The sequence below is a fragment of the Brachybacterium sp. SYSU DS0246 genome, assembly GCF_059391765.1.
The window spans coordinates 66,263-84,037 of record NZ_JBZXYT010000008.1 but is presented as its reverse complement, the minus strand read 5'-3'; the positions used below and the strand labels follow the sequence as shown (position 1 = coordinate 84,037).

At 70.8% G+C, this 17,775-nt stretch carries 14 protein-coding genes; 3 read left to right on the top strand and 11 right to left on the bottom strand.

Annotated elements, in window-relative coordinates:
- Positions 1 to 131: 131 nt before the first annotated feature.
- The 5 genes from pgm to AC5020_RS05670 all read right to left on the bottom strand — a co-directional run bounded on the left by pgm (position 132) and on the right by AC5020_RS05670 (position 5,369).
- Positions 132 to 1,769: a phosphoglucomutase (alpha-D-glucose-1,6-bisphosphate-dependent) gene (gene pgm / locus AC5020_RS05690; RefSeq protein WP_464987569.1), complete on the bottom strand. Its 1,638-nt coding sequence runs from the start codon at positions 1,767 to 1,769 to the stop codon at positions 132 to 134.
- Positions 1,770 to 1,974: 205 nt separating this feature from the next.
- Positions 1,975 to 2,745: a hypothetical protein gene (locus AC5020_RS05685; protein ID WP_464987538.1), complete on the bottom strand. Its 771-nt coding sequence runs from the start codon at positions 2,743 to 2,745 to the stop codon at positions 1,975 to 1,977.
- Between the two features lie 89 nt (positions 2,746 to 2,834).
- Positions 2,835 to 3,851: an inorganic phosphate transporter gene (locus AC5020_RS05680; RefSeq protein ID WP_377793436.1), complete on the bottom strand. Its 1,017-nt coding sequence runs from the start codon at positions 3,849 to 3,851 to the stop codon at positions 2,835 to 2,837.
- Complete coding sequence (locus AC5020_RS05675) at positions 3,852 to 4,439, bottom strand: hypothetical protein (protein WP_377016083.1); 588 nt, start codon at positions 4,437 to 4,439, stop codon at positions 3,852 to 3,854. It lies immediately after the preceding gene.
- 303 nt (positions 4,440 to 4,742) lie between these two features.
- Positions 4,743 to 5,369, bottom strand: a complete 627-nt coding sequence (locus AC5020_RS05670) for a hypothetical protein (protein ID WP_377016085.1) — start codon at positions 5,367 to 5,369, stop codon at positions 4,743 to 4,745.
- Between the two features lie 218 nt (positions 5,370 to 5,587).
- On the opposite strand from AC5020_RS05670, the gene AC5020_RS05665 reads away from it, so the two are divergent.
- Positions 5,588 to 6,253 carry a PH domain-containing protein gene (locus AC5020_RS05665; RefSeq protein ID WP_377803472.1) on the top strand — a complete coding sequence of 222 codons (666 nt, stop codon included), beginning with the start codon at positions 5,588 to 5,590 and terminating at the stop codon, positions 6,251 to 6,253.
- Positions 6,254 to 6,346: 93 nt separating this feature from the next.
- Here the strand turns inward: AC5020_RS05665 and AC5020_RS05660 are convergent, their stop codons facing one another.
- Positions 6,347 to 7,039, bottom strand: a complete 693-nt coding sequence (locus AC5020_RS05660) for a hypothetical protein (RefSeq protein WP_377803471.1) — start codon at positions 7,037 to 7,039, stop codon at positions 6,347 to 6,349.
- 310 nt (positions 7,040 to 7,349) lie between these two features.
- On the opposite strand from AC5020_RS05660, the gene AC5020_RS05655 reads away from it, so the two are divergent.
- Complete coding sequence (locus AC5020_RS05655) at positions 7,350 to 8,516, top strand: ROK family protein (protein WP_464987537.1); 1,167 nt, start codon at positions 7,350 to 7,352, stop codon at positions 8,514 to 8,516.
- A gap of 42 nt (positions 8,517 to 8,558) precedes the next feature.
- Here the strand turns inward: AC5020_RS05655 and AC5020_RS05650 are convergent, their stop codons facing one another.
- Genes AC5020_RS05650 through AC5020_RS05635 form a run of 4 tightly spaced genes read right to left on the bottom strand, consistent with a single transcriptional unit; the run spans position 8,559 to position 14,268 of the window.
- The gene (locus AC5020_RS05650) at positions 8,559 to 9,977 is read right to left on the bottom strand and encodes an ABC transporter substrate-binding protein (RefSeq protein ID WP_464987536.1); all 1,419 of its coding nucleotides are present in this window, start codon (positions 9,975 to 9,977) and stop codon (positions 8,559 to 8,561) included.
- 11 nt (positions 9,978 to 9,988) lie between these two features.
- The gene (locus tag AC5020_RS05645) at positions 9,989 to 10,957 is read right to left on the bottom strand and encodes a carbohydrate ABC transporter permease (RefSeq protein ID WP_377016095.1); all 969 of its coding nucleotides are present in this window, start codon (positions 10,955 to 10,957) and stop codon (positions 9,989 to 9,991) included.
- Between the two features lie 11 nt (positions 10,958 to 10,968).
- Entirely contained in the window at positions 10,969 to 11,883 is a 915-nt protein-coding gene (locus AC5020_RS05640; RefSeq protein ID WP_377016097.1) for a carbohydrate ABC transporter permease, read from the bottom strand.
- Positions 11,884 to 11,934: 51 nt separating this feature from the next.
- Positions 11,935 to 14,268: an alpha-galactosidase gene (locus tag AC5020_RS05635; RefSeq protein WP_494564398.1), complete on the bottom strand. Its 2,334-nt coding sequence runs from the start codon at positions 14,266 to 14,268 to the stop codon at positions 11,935 to 11,937.
- 202 nt (positions 14,269 to 14,470) lie between these two features.
- Between AC5020_RS05635 and AC5020_RS05630 the strand changes: the two genes are divergently transcribed.
- The gene (locus AC5020_RS05630; RefSeq protein ID WP_377016101.1) at positions 14,471 to 15,682 is read left to right on the top strand and encodes a pyridoxal phosphate-dependent aminotransferase; all 1,212 of its coding nucleotides are present in this window, start codon (positions 14,471 to 14,473) and stop codon (positions 15,680 to 15,682) included.
- 296 nt (positions 15,683 to 15,978) lie between these two features.
- On the opposite strand, the gene AC5020_RS05625 is transcribed toward AC5020_RS05630, so the two are convergent.
- On the bottom strand, positions 15,979 to 17,445 hold the full coding sequence (locus tag AC5020_RS05625; protein WP_464987534.1) for an FAD-dependent oxidoreductase: 1,467 nt from the start codon (positions 17,443 to 17,445) through the stop codon (positions 15,979 to 15,981).
- Positions 17,446 to 17,775: the final 330 nt, after the last annotated feature.

The following is a 17,775-nucleotide window of genomic DNA, read 5'->3' as shown; positions in this document are numbered from 1 at the left end:
TGTGGATGGCGCCACCCTAGGGTGATAGGCGCAATATTGACCGTGGCTTTACGTATCCTTGACTGGCCACCTGCGGAAATGCTGGGACGGACCGCGCATGTTCCCAGGACACGGCCTCACAGGGCGAGACGTCACTCGGCGAGCGCGTCGTCCACGAGCGCCTTCGCCGCGTCCTGGACCTGCGCGAGATGCTCCTCGCCGCGGAAGGACTCGGCATAGATCTTGTAGATGTCCTCGGTGCCGGACGGGCGCGCGGCGAACCACGCGGACTCGGTGGAGACCTTCAGCCCGCCGATGGCTCCGCCCGACGGGGCCTCGGTGATCGCGGAGACGATGCGCTCGCCGGCCAGCTCGGTCGCGGTGACCTGGTCGGCGCTGAGCGCCTTCAGCTTCGCCTTCTGCTCCCGGTCGGCCGGGGCATCGACCCGCGCGTAGGCGCTGGCGCCGAACTCCTCGACCAGCTCGGCGTGCAGCGCACTGGGGGAGCGGCCGGTGACCGCGAGGATCTCCGAGGCCAGCAGGGCGAGGATGATGCCGTCCTTGTCGGTCGTCCATACCGACCCGTCGCGGCGCAGGAACGAGGCGCCCGCGCTCTCCTCCCCGCCGAAGCCGACGGAGGAGTCGATCAGTCCGGGAACGAACCACTTGAAACCGACGGGCACCTCGAACAGCTCGCGGCCGAGGGACGCGGTGACGCGGTCGATCAGGCCGGAGGAGACGAGGGTCTTGCCGACCTTCGCCCCGGCCGGCCAGTTCGGGCGGTGGGCGTAGAGGTAGTTGATCGCGGTCGCCAGGTAGTGGTTGGGGTTCATCAGGCCGGCGTCGGGGGTGACGATGCCGTGCCGATCGGAGTCGGCGTCGTTGCCGGTGGCGATGTCGAACTCGGAGCGCTTCTCGAGCAGGGATGCCATCGCCCACGGGCTCGAGCAGTCCATGCGGATCTTCCCGTCCCGGTCCAGCGTCATGAAGGACCACTGCGGGTCGACCTCGGGGTTTACCACGGTGAGGTCCAGGTCGTGCAACTCGCCGATCTCGGCCCAGTAGTCCACCGCCGCGCCGCCGAGGGGATCCGCACCGATGCGCACCCCGGCCCGGCGGATGGCGTCAAGATCCACCACGCTGGAAAGGTCCTGGACGTAGGTGTGGAGGTAGTCGTAGCGGCCCGCATCCTGCAGGGCCTTCTGGCGCCCGTGGCGCCGTACTCCGCGCAGCCGGTCCGCCAGCAGCTCGTTGGCGCGGTCCGCGATCCAGCCGGTGGCCTCGGAGTCGGCGGGGCCGCCGTGCGGCGGGTTGTACTTGAATCCGCCGTCGCGCGGCGGGTTGTGGCTGGGGGTGACGACGATCCCGTCGGCCTGGCCCGGGTCGCTCGCGGAGCGGTCGCGGTTGTGGCCGAGGATCGCGTGGGAGACGGCGGGGGTGGGGGTGTACCCGTCCATCGTGTCGACCTGGGCGACGACGTCGTTGCCGGCCAGCACCTCCAGCGCCGTGTCGAAGGCGGGTCGCGAGAGCGCGTGGGTGTCCCGGCCGATGAACAGCGGACCGCGGATGCCCTGCCCGGCGCGGTACTCGACGATCGCCTGGGTGGTGGCGGCGATGTGGTCCTCGTTGAACGCGGTGTCGAGGGAGGAGCCGCGATGACCGGAGGTGCCGAAGCTGACCGCCTGAGCAGGATCGGCGGGATCCGGATGGAGGTCGTAGTACGCGTCCAGGAGCGCATCGACGTCGACGAGATCCTCGGGAAGGGCCTTCTGGCCGGCACGGGGGTGCATGCTCACCACTCCATCCACGGTTGCGGGGTCTGAGGTCACTCTAGGTCAGGGCGGCGCCGGGGGACCCGGCACGGGTCGTTCCCTGAGACGCGCGGTGACGGGACGGCACCGGCGACGGAGATGCCGCCACGAGGGGCGCCGGGACAAGCGGCACCGGGACAGGTGTCGCCGGGACAGGGAGCACCGGGGTCGTGGCGCGGCAGGTTCAGCCGCGCCGAGTACGCACCAGCAGCACGATGCCCACGATGACCAGCACGAGGCCGGCCAGCCCGGCGAGCACGCCGATGATCGGTCCGATCAGCAGCGGTCCGGCCATGCCGAGCAGGCTGTACGGGCCCAGATACGCCGGGGCGTCGGTGCCGGTGCAGGAGATCGTCACCGCGGTGTCCTCGGTCGCGACGACGCCCAGCACCTGCTCGTACTCCGTTCCATCGCCGAATCTGGTGCGGCCGGAGGTGGGCACCGACGTGACGGCGTCCGAGCCCTCGGCGGTGCACTGCGCGTTCGCGGCATCCTCCGCGGGGACATAGACGATGACCATCTCGTTGGCGGCGACGTCGATCTCTCCGGTGCCGCCCTCGATCACAGCCGGCCCCTCGTCGGTATCGGCGACGATGGATCCGACGGACCACACGATGCCGCCGATGGTGGCCACGGGGCCGACGATCACCAGCAGGACGAGCCCGATGATCAGCGGCCACAGCCCGCGGCGCTTCGTGGGCCGTTCCGGCTGCGGCGGCTGCGGGGGCAGCGGCCCCGTCCTCGGCGCCGATCCGTCGGGAGCCCCCGGATCGCCGCCGTCACGGTCGAAGGGTCCGGCCGACGGGCTCGATGCGCCCCAGCTGTTGCCGGAGCCGGGAGCATCCGACCCGCTGCGCGGTCCCTGGCCGGGAGCCGGACCGGACGGGGCCGGGCCCGGTAGCCCATAGGTCGGACGCTTCCGCGGGCTGGGCGTCGAGGACTCGCCGTCGGACATCTGGACTCCTTCGCGATTCGGACGCCGCCCAGGATAGCCGCCATTTCTCCGAGGAGCCCCGGCGCCGGCAGCCGCGGCCGCCGGCGGGCTCAGCCGATCTGCAGCTCGAGCATCACCCCGGACAGGGCGGCGGCGAACACGCCCGTCACCACCGGCGTGGTCAACCAGGTCACGACGATGGAGCGGGCGACCGCCCACCGGACGTGGCGCGGGCCCATGGCCACGCCCGCCCCGACCACGCTGGAGGCGAGGCTCTGGGAGCTGGAGATCGGGGACTCCAGGCCGAAGACGCCCAGCGTCATGAAGGCCACGGCCGAGGATTCCGCGGCCAGGCCCTGGGCGGTGGAGAGATCGGTCAGGCGCCGGCCGATGGTGCGGATGATTCGATGGCCGCCCATGAGCGTGCCGGCTGCCACGGCGACGGCCACGGGCAGCATGAGGGCCAGGGAGTCTCCGATGTGCAGGCCGGCGCTGGAGGTCGCGACGACGACCACGGCCAGGGGGAGGCGCGCGTCGCTGAGCCCGTGGCCGGTGGCCACCGCACCGGCGGAGACGGTCTGGGCGAAGCGGAGGTGCTCGATCCGCAGCCGCTCGCCCCTGCCCAGGGCGAGGATCCCGTGCATCAGCAGATAGGCGGCGAGAGCGGCGACCGCGGGGCCCACCACGGAGACGACGAGGATCGCCGCCAGCCGGTCCCAGGCGGCGGCCGCGCCGATCGCGAGCGAGGCCCCGATGGTGCCGCCGTAGAACGAGTGCCAGGTCGAGGACGGCATCCCGTACCACCACGTGATGATCTCCCAGCTGAGCGTGGCGACGAGGATGGAGACCAGGGCCATCCCGAGCACATCGGGTGCCCCGCCGGCCTGCTCCGCCAGTTCGCCGAGCCCCAGCAGGCTGACGGCCCAGTGTGCGGTCACGGCGAGCAGCAGCATGCCCAGCAGGGCTCCGAGGAGGTTGAGGACCGCGGCCATGGCCAGCGCGGTCGACTCCTTCAGCGAGCGGGTCGTGATGGCCGTGGAGACCGCGTTCGAGGCGTCGTGGAAGCCGTTGACGTACGCCATGACCAGTGCCAGGACGAGGACGATCGCAAGCAGGGCCGGCGACACTCAGGCGTCCTTGACGCGCAGCAGATCCGCGAGCCGGGCGGTGTGCTCCTGCAGGGCGATGGTGCGGCCGACGGATTCGATCACGTCGTGCAGGGGCAGCACCTCGGTCATCGCGCCGCCGCGCTTGTAGACCTCGGCCAGGGACTGTCGCACCAGCCGGTCGCCCTGGCGCTTGAGCTTGCGGATCTGGGTGTAGTAATCAGCCAGCTCCTGCACCCGGCTCAGCGACCAGGTCGCCGTGACGGTCAGCTCCGAGGCGCGCTCGATGCCCGTGGCCGCCTCGAGCAGCGGAGCGGGCAGGGCGCCGACGCGCGAGAGGACCAGCAGCTCAGCGGTGTGGTTCATCGCATCGACGGTGTCCGCGATGGTCAGGGAGATGTCGTAGAGCAGCTCCGCCTCATAGGGCGTGATCAGCGAGCGCGCCAGACGCTGGGCGATGCGCCGGCCGAGCTCCTCGGCACGGGTGGACTGGTCGTGCAGCTTCGGGGCGATGCGGGTGCGCTCGCGGTAGCCGTGGCCGACCAGCTTGGAATGGGTGTCGGCGGCCTGGACCAGGAGTTCGGCGAGATCGCCGAACAGGTCGTACATCGGGCGTTCGGTCCGCCGTGGGAAGAACTGCACCAACTCAGGCCGCCTCCCCGCGCCCGTCGGCGCAGTACCTGCATCCGCCGTGCCCGAGAGCGGGGCGCTTGCTGTCCGTGTGAAGCTGGGGCGCCGGACCGGGATGCGCCTGTCGGCGCGAAGGCCGCTCGAAGCGGCAAATGTTGGAGCCCGGGGCAACCGCGGCCCGGCGCCTGACCATCGTAGGACACGGCGGTCGGGTGGACGCAAGCAGGGCCGCGGCGGACATGGCGCGTGCCACGTCCGGCCGGATCCTGCCGGCCACGGACCTCAATCCAGCTGACCGGCCTCGGCGTGCCGTCCCGCGGCGGCCAGCTCCTCACCTGTCCGCAGCAGCCGTTCGGCCTGCCGGGTGCGCTCGTCGTCGCGGTCGTCGTCGGCCAGATGGGCGGTGCCGTGGGCGACGAGCGTGGCCACCGCTCCGGCCCGGGTCAGGGCCAGGGCGAGGTCGCCGGTGAAGGCACCGCGCAGGATCTCGTCCATCGTGCGACGCACCTGGTCGACATCCGGCGGCTCGGCGAACCCGGAGAGGTAGCGCAGACCGGGAATGGTGCGGGAACCGGCGCGGTAGCGGTGGACGACGTCCTCGCTGTGGTGCTGGACCCAGGTATGCAGCACGTACAGGCGCCACAGTGCTCCCGGGAGGGTGGTGGCGGGCGAGCTCGACCACAGCGCGGCCAGGTCCGCGAGTCCGCCGTCGGCCGCGAGGTGCATCACGCGCTGGACCACCTCCGGGTCCGAGCTGTGGAAGACGCCGTCCAGCAGCGCCTGCGCGGAGTCGTGCGCCATCTCGGTCGAGGCCGACGGGTCCGGTTCTCCGGGGATGGCGTCCGCGGTGGCGGGGAACAGGGGGGCCGGGCGACGGAAGCGGGGAGAGTTCGATCCGTGGGAGGGCATGGACGAAACTGTACGCACCGTCCTGCCTGGACGCACGGGCCGATGGGAAAGGCAGACGGGGCGGGCAGACAGGGCGGGACGCAGGGGTCGACGGGCATGGCGCGGGCGGGCTCGCGCATCGAGGCGCATGGGTCACGGGCGGGAGTGACGGGTGTGGGTCCCGGGCATGGGGAGAAGGGCCCATCGACCTGGTTCGCCGCGAGCATTAGCCTGGCTTTATGACCATTCCCCGGCAGATCGGCCCCGAGACGGGGCCGCGCACCGTGTTGCCCGACTACTCCCGCAGCAGTGCCACGGTCCAGCGGATGGTCTCGGACCTGTCGGGCGCGAAGCGCGGTCGTCAGACCGCCCGTCACGGTGGCGGAGAGATCCGAGCGCTGTTCCCGGCCGCCGCGACCCGGGATACGGCTGTGCGCGCCGTCGTGTCCGCCGCCGCCCTGGGGACGGCGCTCGTGCTGGCGGCGATCGGCGTCGCGCTCTGGCTGACGGTCGAGGAGGGCCACTCACCGGGGATCGGCCGGTTGCTGATCATGCTCTGCGTCGCTGTGGCGGCTCTGGTCCTGGGCCTGCTGGGACTGCGCTTCGGGGCCGTGGCCCTGGGGACGGCCCGTTCCCGCGTGGAGATCACCGAGGCCGGGCTGCGGGTGGTCGGCGCCGTGCGAGCCCGGGAGGTGCCGTGGGAGCAGATCCTCGCCGTCGAATCGCGGGTCGTCCACCCCGTGCACTGGCTGACAGCAGCGCTCCGACTGCGTGACGGCTCCCGCGTGGTGATGCCCGCGTTCGATCGCCACATCTGGACCTATGGTCAACCCTCTGGGCAGGACATCCGCTCCCTGCGCCGGGAGCTGCACCGCCGGCAGCGGGCGAGCGCCGGCCCGCTGTGAACGGCTGCGGCACGGAGCCGTCGGCACTCTGAGCCCGCGCCTGCGAGTCCGGGCCGGCGCTCTGAGCCCGGGCCTCCGGCGGCCGGGATCGCCTCAGGCGTCAGGAGCCGAGGGCGCACGGCTGATGCCGTCCTCCCACAGCAGCCGGACCGCCTCGCCGATGTCCTCGCGGGCGACGTCGGAGACGTTCAGGATCCCCTCGTCGTCCAGCGGCAGATGGCCGATCCGCCATGTGCGGTCCTGCTCGGTGTGGAACATCATCGGCACCGCCTGGTCAGGGGCGGAGATATCGGTGCGGCGCAGCGACACGGTGCGCTCGTGGCCCTCGTCGAGGAAGGCGATGACGATGTCGGCGACAGAGGCCGGTACATGCGAGCGGTCGGGCAGCGCGGAGACCGCGAAGGAGTCCAGCTCGTCCTGGGTCAGCATCAGGATCGCGTCGTTCGCCTTGATCACGAACGCCATCCGCATCGCCTCGCCCTCGGCCAGCGCGATGCCCAGCCACCGATCCGCGGCGGTCAGGGCCGTCGCCACGACCTGCCCCTCCTCGCCCAGCACCCACTGTCCATCGGCGGAGCGCTCCACCTTGCCGCGCGCCCGCAGGCCCGAGGTGACTGCCGCGGTCACGAACTCCCGGGCCTCCTCGGGAGCGCTGCGCAGCCCGATCTGCTCCCGCGTCATCGCACCGTTCTCGGTCGCGCGCAGACCGAGCATGAACTCGATCTCGTAGGCCGTGTAGATGGTGATCTGCTCGTCCGTCGCGGTGCCGGCAGTCGTCTCGCTCATGGAATCCCCTCGATGCTCGGTCCCGGGGCGCTGGCTCGCGCCGGGGTCGTTGACACCGGAAGCATGTCAGAGACCGGGCCCAGGACGCACGTCTCTGCCCGTCGGCGCGCACGGAACCAAGGGCGCCGCCTCAGCGTGAGCACGCCGAGTCAGAGTGAGCGCACGGCGCAGCCGGCGCTCTGCACGGCGTCGGTCAATGCCTCGCCCCGGACCATGGACCGAAGCCTCTCGATGTCCTGGTGGGCCGGCCGATCGCGCTCGATCAGGACGTTCTCGCCGCTGCGTGCCGATCGGGCGATAAGGTCGCAGAATGACGGAGCGAGGCGCGGACCGAGAGGTGGGATCGCTCGCGGTCGATGATCTCGGCAGTGACAGCGTCCGCGCGGTCTACCGCGATCTGCTGCGGTTCGGGCCCCGCTCTCGCAGCGAGCTGACCTCCCGGCTCGGGCTGTCGGCCCCCACGGTCACCCGGGCGACACGCGAACTGCTGGACGCCCACCGTCTGCGTTCGCTGGAGAGCGTCGTGCGCCCCAAAGGGCGCCCGCACCAGCCCCTCGACATCGAGGAGAACCTCGGCCCTCGCTTCATCGGGGTCAAGGTCACCGCCGACGAGATCCACGCCATGGTCACCACGGTGCGCGGCAACGCTCTCGAGACCCTGGTGCTGCCGTTGGCCGATACCTCGCCCGAGACCGTGCTGACCTCGATCGCGACGCCCGTCGCCGCTCTCGCCGAAGCGCATCCCCGCCTGACCGTGGTCGGGGTCAGTCTCGGCGGCCGCGTCGCCGATCGCCGCACCGTCCTCTCCTCCACCCTGCTGGACTGGAGCGAACCGGTGGAACTCGCCGCGGCGCTCGAAGCGCGCCTGGACCTCCCGGTGGTCGTCGAGAACGACCTGCTGGCGATGGTCCACGGGCTGCACTGGTTCGGCATCGGCCGCGCGTATCGTTCCTTCGCCGTGCTCACGATCGGTGCCGGGGTGGCGATCGGCACCGTCCTGGACGGCCGGGTGGTCGAGGGGCACACCCGCCTGGCGGGACTGACCGAGCGGCTCCCCGTCGGCCTCGACCGGGACGGCGCGCTGCTGACGGTCGGCCGGGCGGCCCGCACCGACCAGGTGCTCGCGCGCGCTCGCGAGGCGGGGATCCTCACCGCCGAGCAAGGCGTGGACGATCTGCGCCGGCGCGTGGCCGACGGTGACCGGGACGCCCTCGATCTCGTCCGGGGCCTGGCCCGCGCGCTCGCCTCCACCGCGGCCACCATCACCGCCCTGGTGGATCCCGAAGCCATCGTCCTCGGCGGGGAGACCCTCGACCTGGTCCGAGCCGCCGATCCGCTCTTCGAGGACGTGCTGCGCACCGACCTCGCCCCGGCCCAGCGCGACATCGTGGTGCGTGACCTGTCGGGCGACTTCGACGAGTGGGCACGGGGCGCAGCCGTGATCGCCATCCAGGAGTTCGTCGGCCCCGACGCCTGATCCGCGGGCGGCGGCGGCCGGGGCCGGGGCCGGGGCCGGGAGTCACTCGAACAGAGCGTTGACCCTCTCGTTGTACGCGGCGAAATCCGCCCCGTCGATCCGCCGCATCCAGCACTGGTCGAACGCCGGCTGCATGATCGACATGATCGAGGCGGAATTCTCCACCAGCGGGTACAGGCCCGTCTCGCCGTTCTTCACGCGGTCGGTGAACGGAGTGACGTCCAGCCCGTCGGCGGCGTAGCTGTCGATCGCGGTCTGCGTGCCCACATCGGTGGAGGGGAAGAACGGGGCGCGCTCGCCGATGATCCGCTGGGCCTCATCGGACGCGAGGTAGGCGATCAGGCGCGCCGCCTCCTCCTTGTTCTCCGACTGCGCGGAGATCGAGTCCCCGAGCCCGTTGAACATCGAGACCGGGTGCCCGAGCGGCCCGGCCGGCAGCGGGGCGATGCCGAGGTCGATGCCCTCGACGTTGTTGTAGGTGGTGATCATCCAGGAGCCGTCCGTGGCCAGGGCGGAGGAGCCGGACTGCAACTGGGTCTGGGGAGGGCTGGAATCCCCGAACGTCCCGAACGGAGCCATGAAGCCCTTGTCGACCAGCCCGAAGTACCAGTCGATCGCGGCCACGAAGCGCTCGTCGTCGTAGTTGAATCGGGTTCCCCAGGTCTCCTCATCGGTGAACGTCCATCCGGTCATGAGCGCGAAATGCCCCCACGTGGTCTGGCCGACGTAGTCGGTTCCCGGCGCCACGGCCAGGCCGTACCGGGCCACGTTCGCCGGATCGAAGCCGTCCTGGTCCCCGCGCACGCCGTTGGCGTCCACGCTCAACCGCGCCAGCATCTGTTCGAAGCTGCCGCCGTCCTCGGGGTTCCAGTCCAGGTCCTCCAGGTCCTCGGGGCTGAGCCCCTCCTCCTCGATCATGGCGCGGTCGTACATCACGGCGATCGTGTCGTAATCCTTGGGGATCCCGTAGCGCGCACCGTCCGGGCCGGTCCACAGCTCCTGCAGGCCCTCCTGGAACCGGTCGGCCGGCAGGTCGTCGAGGGGCCCGATCCCGCCCAGAGGCGAGATCACACCGAGCTCGAGGAACTCGGGATACCGAGCCAGGTGATCCGCGAAGGCGTCGGGGCCCGCTTCGGCCACGAAGCTGGCCGTCAGCTTCGTCCAGTAGTCCTCCCAGCCCAGCTGGGTCACCCGCACGAAGACGTCGGGGTTCTCCGCCATGAAGGCGTCGATCGCCGCGGAGTAGGCGGGCAGTTGGTTGGCATCCCACAGCCAGTAGTCGATCTCGGTGGCGCCGGCGGGGGCAGCGACACCTCCGCACGCGGTCAGCGTGCCGGTGCCGGCGGCGCCTGCGGCGAGGGCGGCTGATCCCTGCAGCAGACGGCGGCGGCTGACGGCACCGCCGCCGCGGGCCGCGGACGGGGTGCGGGAGACGGGGTCGCGGTGGTTCCTGATACTCATGCCGGGGTACCTCACTTGATGCCGCTGAAGCCGATGGAATTGACGATCTTCTTCGCGAACAGCGCGAACAGGATCAGCATGGGCGCGGCCGCCACCAGGGTCGCCGCCATCAGTCCGGACCAGTCGGGGCCGGTCCCGGGGGCCTGCGCCCGGAAGACGCCGAGGGCGACGGTGAGCACTCGGGACTGGTCGGTGTAGGAGACCATCAGCGCCCAGAAGTACTCGTTCCACGCCGTCATGTACGTCAGCAGGGCCAGCGTGGCCAGCGGGGCGCTGGACATCGGCAGGATGAGCGTGAAGAACACCCTGACCTTGCTGGCGCCGTCGATCAGAGCGGCTTCCTCGACCTCGCGGGAGATGTTGTTGAAGAACTGGCGCAGGAAGAAGATCGCGAAGCTGGAGATGAACAGGGTCGGCAGCATGATCCCCAGCAGCGTGTCCACCAGGCCCAGGTTCTTGATGAGGATGAAGTTGGGCAGCAGCGTGAAGATCTGCGGGATCATCAGCGAGCCCAGGAAGATCATGAACACGGTGTCGCGCCCGCGCCAGTGCAGACGCGAGAAGGCGTAGGCGGCCATCGCGCACGAGAACGTCTGGACCACGGTGATGGTGGTCGCGACGATCACCGAGTTCAGCAGGTAGCGCCAGAAGTTGATCGAGGCGCCCGAGCCTCCCTCGGAGATCGCCGTCTCCACGTCCTGCATGCCGAAGACTCGCTCGAAGCCGCCGGTGTTCAGGCCCACGGGAAGCAGGCTGGCCGGATCGGTGCCCAGGGCATTGTTGCTGGAGAGCGCTGTGCGCAGCATCCAGTAGAAGGGGAACAGGGTGATCAGCAGGAAGATCACCATCACGGCCCAGGCGAGGATCTTGCCCCAGGGGATGCCGCGGCGGGGCCTCGTGATGGCGGAGTCGGCGGCGCGCGGCCCGGTGGGGGAGCCCTCGCGGACGTCGTCGGTGACCGGATGCGGTGCGGTGGTCATGATGTCCTTCCTCAGTCCAGGTCCGACTGGCCGGCACGGGTCATGCGGTATTGGGCGAAGGTGATCACCATGAGGATCACCAGCAGCGCCATGGACAGCGCCGCGGCGTACCCGAACTGGTACTGGCCGAAGGCGTTCTCGTAGATGTACATCTGCAGCACCTTCGAGGCGTCGGCGGGGCCGCCCTGGGTGGTCACCGAGACGGTGTCGAAGACCTGGAAGGACCCGATGATCGACATGATCAGCACGAGCGCGAGGATCGGTCGCAGCAGGGGCAGCGTGATCCGGCGGAACAGGCTGATCTCACCGGCCCCCTCGGTGCGGGCGGACTCGTAGAGGTGTCCGGGGATCGACTGCAGTCCGGCGAACAGCAGCAGCGCGGTGTACCCCATGTGGCGCCACACGTTGACCAGCGCCACGGTGGGGATCACCCAGGTCTCGCTGGACCAGAACGCGACCGGATCGAAGCCGATCCACTGCAGGAAGATGTTGAAGATGCCCAGCTGGGTGTCGAGGATCCATAGGAAGACGATCGCCGCGACGACGTTCGAGACCAGGTACGGGGCCAGCACCAGCGAGCGCAGGATCGTGGACTGGGTCAGGCGCTGCATGAGCACGGCGATCACCAGCGCCACCACGGTCTGGACGCCGATGTTGATGACCACGTACAGCACCGTGACCTTCAACGAGTTCCAGAACACCGGGTCGCTGAGCATGGCCCGGTAGTTCTCCAGCCCCACCCACGTGGGCGGGGTCAGCGTGGTGTACTCCGTGAAGGAGTAGTAGATCCCGGTCAGCAGCGGCCACACCAGGAACACCAGCAGGCCGACGGAGGCCGGCGCGATGAACAGCAGCGCCAGCTTCGTATCGTCCGGATGCCGGCGGCGGGTGGGGGCCGACCGCGTCGACGTCGTCGCGGTGGACATGGCTACCTTCTTTCGATCGGGTCGCCCGGACCACCTGGCCCGGGCAGGTGGTCAGTGCATCGGGGCGCGGGAGATGTCGATCAGCACGGCCTGCTCGGGATCGAGCAGGGGAGCGGCGAGACCCGAGTGGGTCAGAGCGGCGCCGGGGACGAGCAGGCCGTCCTCGTCGGCGGCTCGGGTCATCCACGGCGGCATGGTCAGCCCCGACGGCCGCGGGCCGATCCGGACGGGGCGCAGACGATAGGTGGCCGCCGGATCCAGGCCGGGGAACCGGAGCCGCTCGTGCTGGGACTCGGCGGACCGGCCGACGGCGGCGAGCGAGAACACGGCGCTGCCGCGGTCGGCCGCGACGACCCCGTGGACCCACAGGGCGCTCTCGCCACGATCGGCCCGCACCAGGTCACCGGTCAGCAGCAGCTCGCGGCGAGAGGTGTAGAAGGCGATCCACTCACGCAGCTCCTCCAGCTCCTCCTCGGTGGCGGCCGCCAGGTCCCATTCGATGCCGAGGTGGCCGAACACGGCGGTGGCGGCGCGGAAGCCGAGGGTGTGCAGGCGGCCGGTGCTGTGCGACCGGCCGGAGGCGATGTGGCTGCCCATCAGCTCCAGCGGGATCAGCTGGGAGGTCCAGCGGTTCATCTGCTGGCGCTCGAGCGGGTCGATGCAGTCCGAGACCCAGACCCGGTCGGTGCGTTCGAGGATCTCGAGGTCCACGCGGGCGCCGCCGGACGAGCACGATTCGATCTCCAGGCCCGGATGAGCCGCCTTCAGCTCGTCCATCAGCCGGTACGTCGCGAGGGTCTGCTCGTGGACGGCGGCGCGGCCGGTGGCGCGGGTGGCCGCCTCCAGCAGGTCGCGGTTGTGGTCCCACTTGAGGTAGTCGATGTCGTAGGTCTCCAGCAGCGCCGACATCTGGTCGCGCACGTGGGCGTAGGCGGCGGGGATCGACAGGTTCAGCACCTGCTGGTGGCGTGATTCCAGCGGGATCCGGTCCGGAGCGGGGGCCATGATCCACTCCGGGTGGGCGCGGGCGACGTCGGAGTCCTCGTTGACCATCTCGGGTTCGAACCACAGTCCGAATTCCATGCCCAGGCCGCGCACGTGGTCGATCAGCGGGCCCAGCCCGTCGGGCCAGACGTCGGCCGAGACGATCCAGTCGCCCAGCCCCGAGGTGTCGTCGCGCCGGGACCCGAACCAGCCGTCGTCCAGGACGTAGCGCTCGACGCCCAGCGCGGCGGCCCGGTCGGCCAGATCCGTGAGCCGGGCCAGGTCGTGGTCGAAGTAGACGGCCTCCCAGACGTTCAGGGTGACCGGCCGCCGGGCATCGACATGGTGCGGGCGGGAGCGCAGGTGGCGGTGGAAGCGGTGGGCCACGTCGTCGAGCCCGGCGCCGTAGGAGGCATACAGCCACGGGCCGACGTACTGTTCGCCGGCTCCCAGCCGTACCTCGCCGGGCAGCAGCAGCTCGCCGCCGCCGAGGAGACGGGTGCCGGTGTTGATCTGTTCGGCCAGGTGGCGATGGTTGCCGGAGTGGGCGGTGTGGACGGCCCAGGCTTCGCCGGTGCGGAACCCCAGGCCGGGCCGGGCGGCGTGCAGGACGTGGGCGGCGTCTGCGCCGGTGCGGCCGCGCCGGTTCTCACGCAGGTGGGTGCCGACGGTGAAGCGACTGCGCTGCGGGGTGCGCTCCTTGCCCCAGCGGCCCGCGAAGTCCAGCAGCTCGTCGGCGTCGCCCGGGACCGGCAGGGCGAGGGTGAGCTCGTCGAGGTCGTACGGCGTTTCGAGGGTGTTGGTCAGGGCGGCGCGCAATCGAAGCAATCCGGACTCGAGCAGCTCGATGTCCAGGGCGACGGCCAGGCCGAGGTCCTCGTCGGCCAGATCGACACGGAGCCGGGCAGGACCTGTCTCCACGTGCGGCTCGGTGAGCGGCCGGCCCTCGAGGTGCAGCGACCGCGTGACCAGGCGCGGCGCCCATCCGGAGCCGTCGGCCCGTGAGCCGGTCAGGCCGGGGCGCCCGATCCAGCCGTCGCACTGCTGAGGGATGATCCCGAGGCGCACCGGGACGTCCACGGCGTTGTTGGGGACGACGTCGACGGCAGCCTCGCACAGCGCGTCGAGTGCGGCCGCGCCCAGAGCTGCCGACCGGCTCGAAGGTTCCGGTTCGCCCGCAGTGCCCGGTTCGTCCGCAGTTCCCGGTTCGTCCGCAGTTCCCGTCGGCCCGTCGCCGCCACTGACGCCGAGAGCCGCGCCCCAGTGGACGATCGCCGGGATCCGGCCGTCGGTGACGTCGAGGACCAGCGAGACCCCGGCCGCGGTGAGATGGACTCGGTGGGTGGCGCCCGCTCGGGGAGCGGTCACGGCGGTGTCCACGGGCGTCCGGCGTGGGGACATCATCGGCCTCCAGGTGGGGCGGCGGCACGGTCCGGCGGGGTGGATGTCGACGGCGACAGGGACGGACCGTTAATTGAAACTATGAAACTAAACCGGCCGACGGACGTCAAGAGCCCGGCGGCACGCGATGCGGTCATGTCCTCGCCGAGGGGGCGTGCGGCGCTACGCTGGCGCTCACCCGATCCGGCCCCAGGAGTCCCAGATGATCTTCACCCAGTCCTCGAAGCTGCGCGACGTGTGCTACGAGATCAGGGGACCGGTGCCCGCCGAGGCCGCCCGGATGGAGACCGAGGGTCACAAGATCCTCAAGCTCAACATCGGCAATCCGGCGCCGTTCGGTTTCGAGGCGCCCGACGAGATCCTCGTCGACATGATCCGGAACCTGCCCACCGCACAGGGCTACTCGGACTCCCGAGGCATCCCGGCGGCGCGCCGGGCGGTCGCGCAGTACTACCAGACGCGCAGCATGCCGGGCATCGAGCTGAACGACGTCTACCTCGGCAACGGGGTCTCCGAGCTGATCCAGATGGTGTGCCAGGCCCTGGTCGACGACGGGGACGAGATCCTCATCCCGCAGCCGGACTATCCGCTGTGGACCGCCGCGGTGTCGCTCGCCGGGGGCCGGCCCGTGCACTACCGCTGCGACGAGGAGTCCAGCTGGTGGCCCGATGTCACCGATCTCGCCGACAAGGTCACTCCGCGCACCAAGGCGATCGTGGTGATCAACCCCAACAACCCCACCGGGGCCGTCTACCCCGAGCACGTGCTGCGCGACATCGTCGAGGTCGCGCGCAAGCACGGCCTGATGATCCTGGCCGACGAGATCTACGACAAGATCCTCTACGACGACGTGGTCCACACCCCGGTCGCCTCGCTCGCCCCCGATCTGTTCACGATCACCTTCAACGGACTCTCGAAGGCGTATCGGGTGGCGGGATTCCGCGCCGGCTGGATGACGCTGTACGGACCCAAGGACGACGCCACCAGTTTCATCGAGGGCCTGGACGTGCTGGCCAACATGAGGCTGTGCCCCAACGTGCCCGCCCAGCACGTGGTGGCCACGGCGCTGGGCGGCTACCAGTCGATCAATGACCTGCTGTTGCCCGGCGGCCGGCTGCGGGAGCAGCGGGACGTGGCCTACGAGGGCCTGAGCCAGATCGACGGGGTCAGCGTCGTCAAGGCCCAGGGCGCGCTGTACATGTTCCCCAAGATCGACCGCGAGATGTACGCGATCGAGGACGACGAGCAGTTCGCCTACGACTTGCTGCGTTCACAGAAGCTGCTGGTCACGCACGGCACCGGCTTCAACCTCGACACCTCGGACCACTTCCGGCTGGTCACGCTGCCCCACGCGGAGCTGCTGGCCGACGCCGTCGACCGCATCGCCGACCACCTCGCCTCGATCCGCCGCTGACCGCGCCGGCCGGCCCAGCGGCACGGCGGACCGTGCCTGCGTCCACAGCGGACCGTGCTTCTGGCCGGACCGTGTCCGTCAACGGGACGCTCATCGCATCTGCCGTGCACATGTCACGGCAGATGCGCCAGGCGTACCGCGCGTGGACAGTCGGCGGCGCGAGCGGGCTCGGACGGGCTGGTAGGTGGCCGCGGCCAGCCCAGGCAGGCTGGAAGTTGCGGCCTGCCGCGGGCAACCCGGGCACGTGGTGCCTGGCGCGAGCGTCCCGGGCGCGGTGCGCCGGATCCGGCACTTCGTCAGGCGCGGGAGGGCTCCTGCATGCCTTCGCGGGAGACGCGGACCATCTCCTCGCGCTCGACGACCTTGATGCGGGCACGGGGCTCGCCGTCGGCATCGACCGCGGCGGCGCCGAGGCTTCTCTCGTGCTCGTCGAGGCTGGTCCAGCCCTCCCAGGTCGTGTACTGCACGCCCCGGTCCTCGAGCAGGCGCAGGATCGCGTCCTCCTCCCGCTCGGGCGCGGCGGCGAGAGTGCCGGCGGCGATGTCCTCGTGCAGCGAGTTGATGGTCTCGATCGCGTCGGATTTCGTGGCGCCGATCAGGCCCACCGGGCCGCGCTTGATCCAGCCGTTGGCGTAGACGCCGGGCACCACGGTGCCGTCGGCCTCGGTGACGCGACCGGCGACGTTGTGGATCACGCCGCGCTGGGGGTCGTAGGGGACGCCCGGCAGCTCGGAGCCGAAGTACCCCACGGCGCGGTAGACGGCGCCCAGCTCGTAGTCGATGTACTCGCCGGTGCCCTCGACGCGACCGTCGGCGTCCAGGCGGGTGCGCTCGAAGCGCATCCCGGTGACCGTGCCGTCCTCGCCGAGCACCTCGACGGGGCGGTGCCAGAAGTGCATGTGCAGCCGGCGCTGGACGGGGCCGCCGTGCATGTCGGTGGGCTCCTCGCCGGCGGCCTCGCGGCGCTGCTGCTCCTCGAGCCACCCGGCGAAGGTCGAGACGACCTGGTCGGTGCGCTTGTCCGCCTTGATCGCCTCCCACTCGGCCTCGGTGATCTGCTCGAGGTCGCGGGGGTCCATGACGACCTGCAGGCCCTTGGGGTGGGCGAGCTCGCGGGCCTCCAGCGGCGAGAACTTGGTCTGCGCGGGGCCGCGACGGCCGAAGATGTGCACGTCGGTGGTCGGGGCGGCGCGCAGGCCCTCGTAGACGTTGGCGGGGATCTCGGTGCGCAGCAGCTCGTCGGCGCTCTTGGAGAGCACGCGGGAGACGTCGAGGGCGACGTTGCCGTTGCCGATCACCGCGACCTGCTCCGCCTCGAGCGGCCAGGTGCGCGGGTAGTCCGGGTTGCCGTCGTACCAGGCGACGAAGTCGGCGGCGCCGTAGGAGCCCTCCAGCTCGATGCCGGGGATGTCGAGGTCGGCGTCCTTGAGGGCGCCGGTGGCGAAGATGACCGCGTCGTAGTGGGCGCGCAGGTCGTCGGCCGTGAGGTCCGTGCCGAACTCGACGTCCCCGAGGAAGCGGATGTCGCCGCGTCCCAGGATGCGGTGCAGGGCGGTGATGATGCCCTTGATGCGCGGGTGGTCGGGGGCGACTCCGTAGCGGATCAGGCCGAAGGGCGCGGGGAGGCGGTCGAAGAGGTCGATGCTGACCTCGAGTTCACCGCTCTTGACCGGCTCTGAGCGCAGCAGGGTCTCGGCGGCGTAGACGCCGGCCGGGCCGGAGCCGATGACTGCCAGACGGAAGGGCTGCTGGGAGAAGGACATCTCACCTCGGTCTCGTGGCGCAGGAGCGCCGGGTCGGGTGCGTCGTCGAGCGCGCGAAGATTTCCGCACCACTGTATACGCGAAAATCGTGGCGTTCCCGGCCGGTGTGAGCTGGCAGACGCCTCGTGGCCCGGCCCGAGTCACGGGGGCGCGATCCGAGCCCATGCCGGCCGATGCGGTCAGCGGGCGTGACCTGGACCTTCGCCGCCGCGCCGTCCAGGACGCCGGCCGACGCAGCGGTTCTCGGCGCCGTGAAGGCCGAAGTCGGCGGATGACGCCGCGTGACAGGCGCGCTCAGCATCGCCGGGCTCGACCCGCCTCGCCCGATGC

Bases quoted from the DNA above. Each gene is read 5' to 3' on its own strand.
- pgm (WP_464987569.1), bottom strand. From the start codon at position 1,769: ATGCACCCCCGTGCCGGCCAGAAGGCCCTTCCCGAGGATCTCGTCGAC.
- AC5020_RS05685 (WP_464987538.1), bottom strand. From the start codon at position 2,745: ATGTCCGACGGCGAGTCCTCGACGCCCAGCCCGCGGAAGCGTCCGACC.
- AC5020_RS05675 (WP_377016083.1), bottom strand. From the start codon at position 4,439: ATGTACGACCTGTTCGGCGATCTCGCCGAACTCCTGGTCCAGGCCGCC.
- AC5020_RS05670 (WP_377016085.1), bottom strand. From the start codon at position 5,369: ATGCCCTCCCACGGATCGAACTCTCCCCGCTTCCGTCGCCCGGCCCCC.
- AC5020_RS05665 (WP_377803472.1), top strand. From the start codon at position 5,588: ATGACCATTCCCCGGCAGATCGGCCCCGAGACGGGGCCGCGCACCGTG.
- AC5020_RS05660 (WP_377803471.1), bottom strand. From the start codon at position 7,039: ATGAGCGAGACGACTGCCGGCACCGCGACGGACGAGCAGATCACCATC.
- AC5020_RS05655 (WP_464987537.1), top strand. From the start codon at position 7,350: ATGACGGAGCGAGGCGCGGACCGAGAGGTGGGATCGCTCGCGGTCGAT.
- AC5020_RS05650 (WP_464987536.1), bottom strand. From the start codon at position 9,977: ATGAGTATCAGGAACCACCGCGACCCCGTCTCCCGCACCCCGTCCGCG.
- AC5020_RS05645 (WP_377016095.1), bottom strand. From the start codon at position 10,957: ATGACCACCGCACCGCATCCGGTCACCGACGACGTCCGCGAGGGCTCC.
- AC5020_RS05640 (WP_377016097.1), bottom strand. From the start codon at position 11,883: ATGTCCACCGCGACGACGTCGACGCGGTCGGCCCCCACCCGCCGCCGG.
- AC5020_RS05635 (WP_494564398.1), bottom strand. From the start codon at position 14,268: ATGTCCCCACGCCGGACGCCCGTGGACACCGCCGTGACCGCTCCCCGA.
- AC5020_RS05630 (WP_377016101.1), top strand. From the start codon at position 14,471: ATGATCTTCACCCAGTCCTCGAAGCTGCGCGACGTGTGCTACGAGATC.
- AC5020_RS05625 (WP_464987534.1), bottom strand. From the start codon at position 17,445: ATGTCCTTCTCCCAGCAGCCCTTCCGTCTGGCAGTCATCGGCTCCGGC.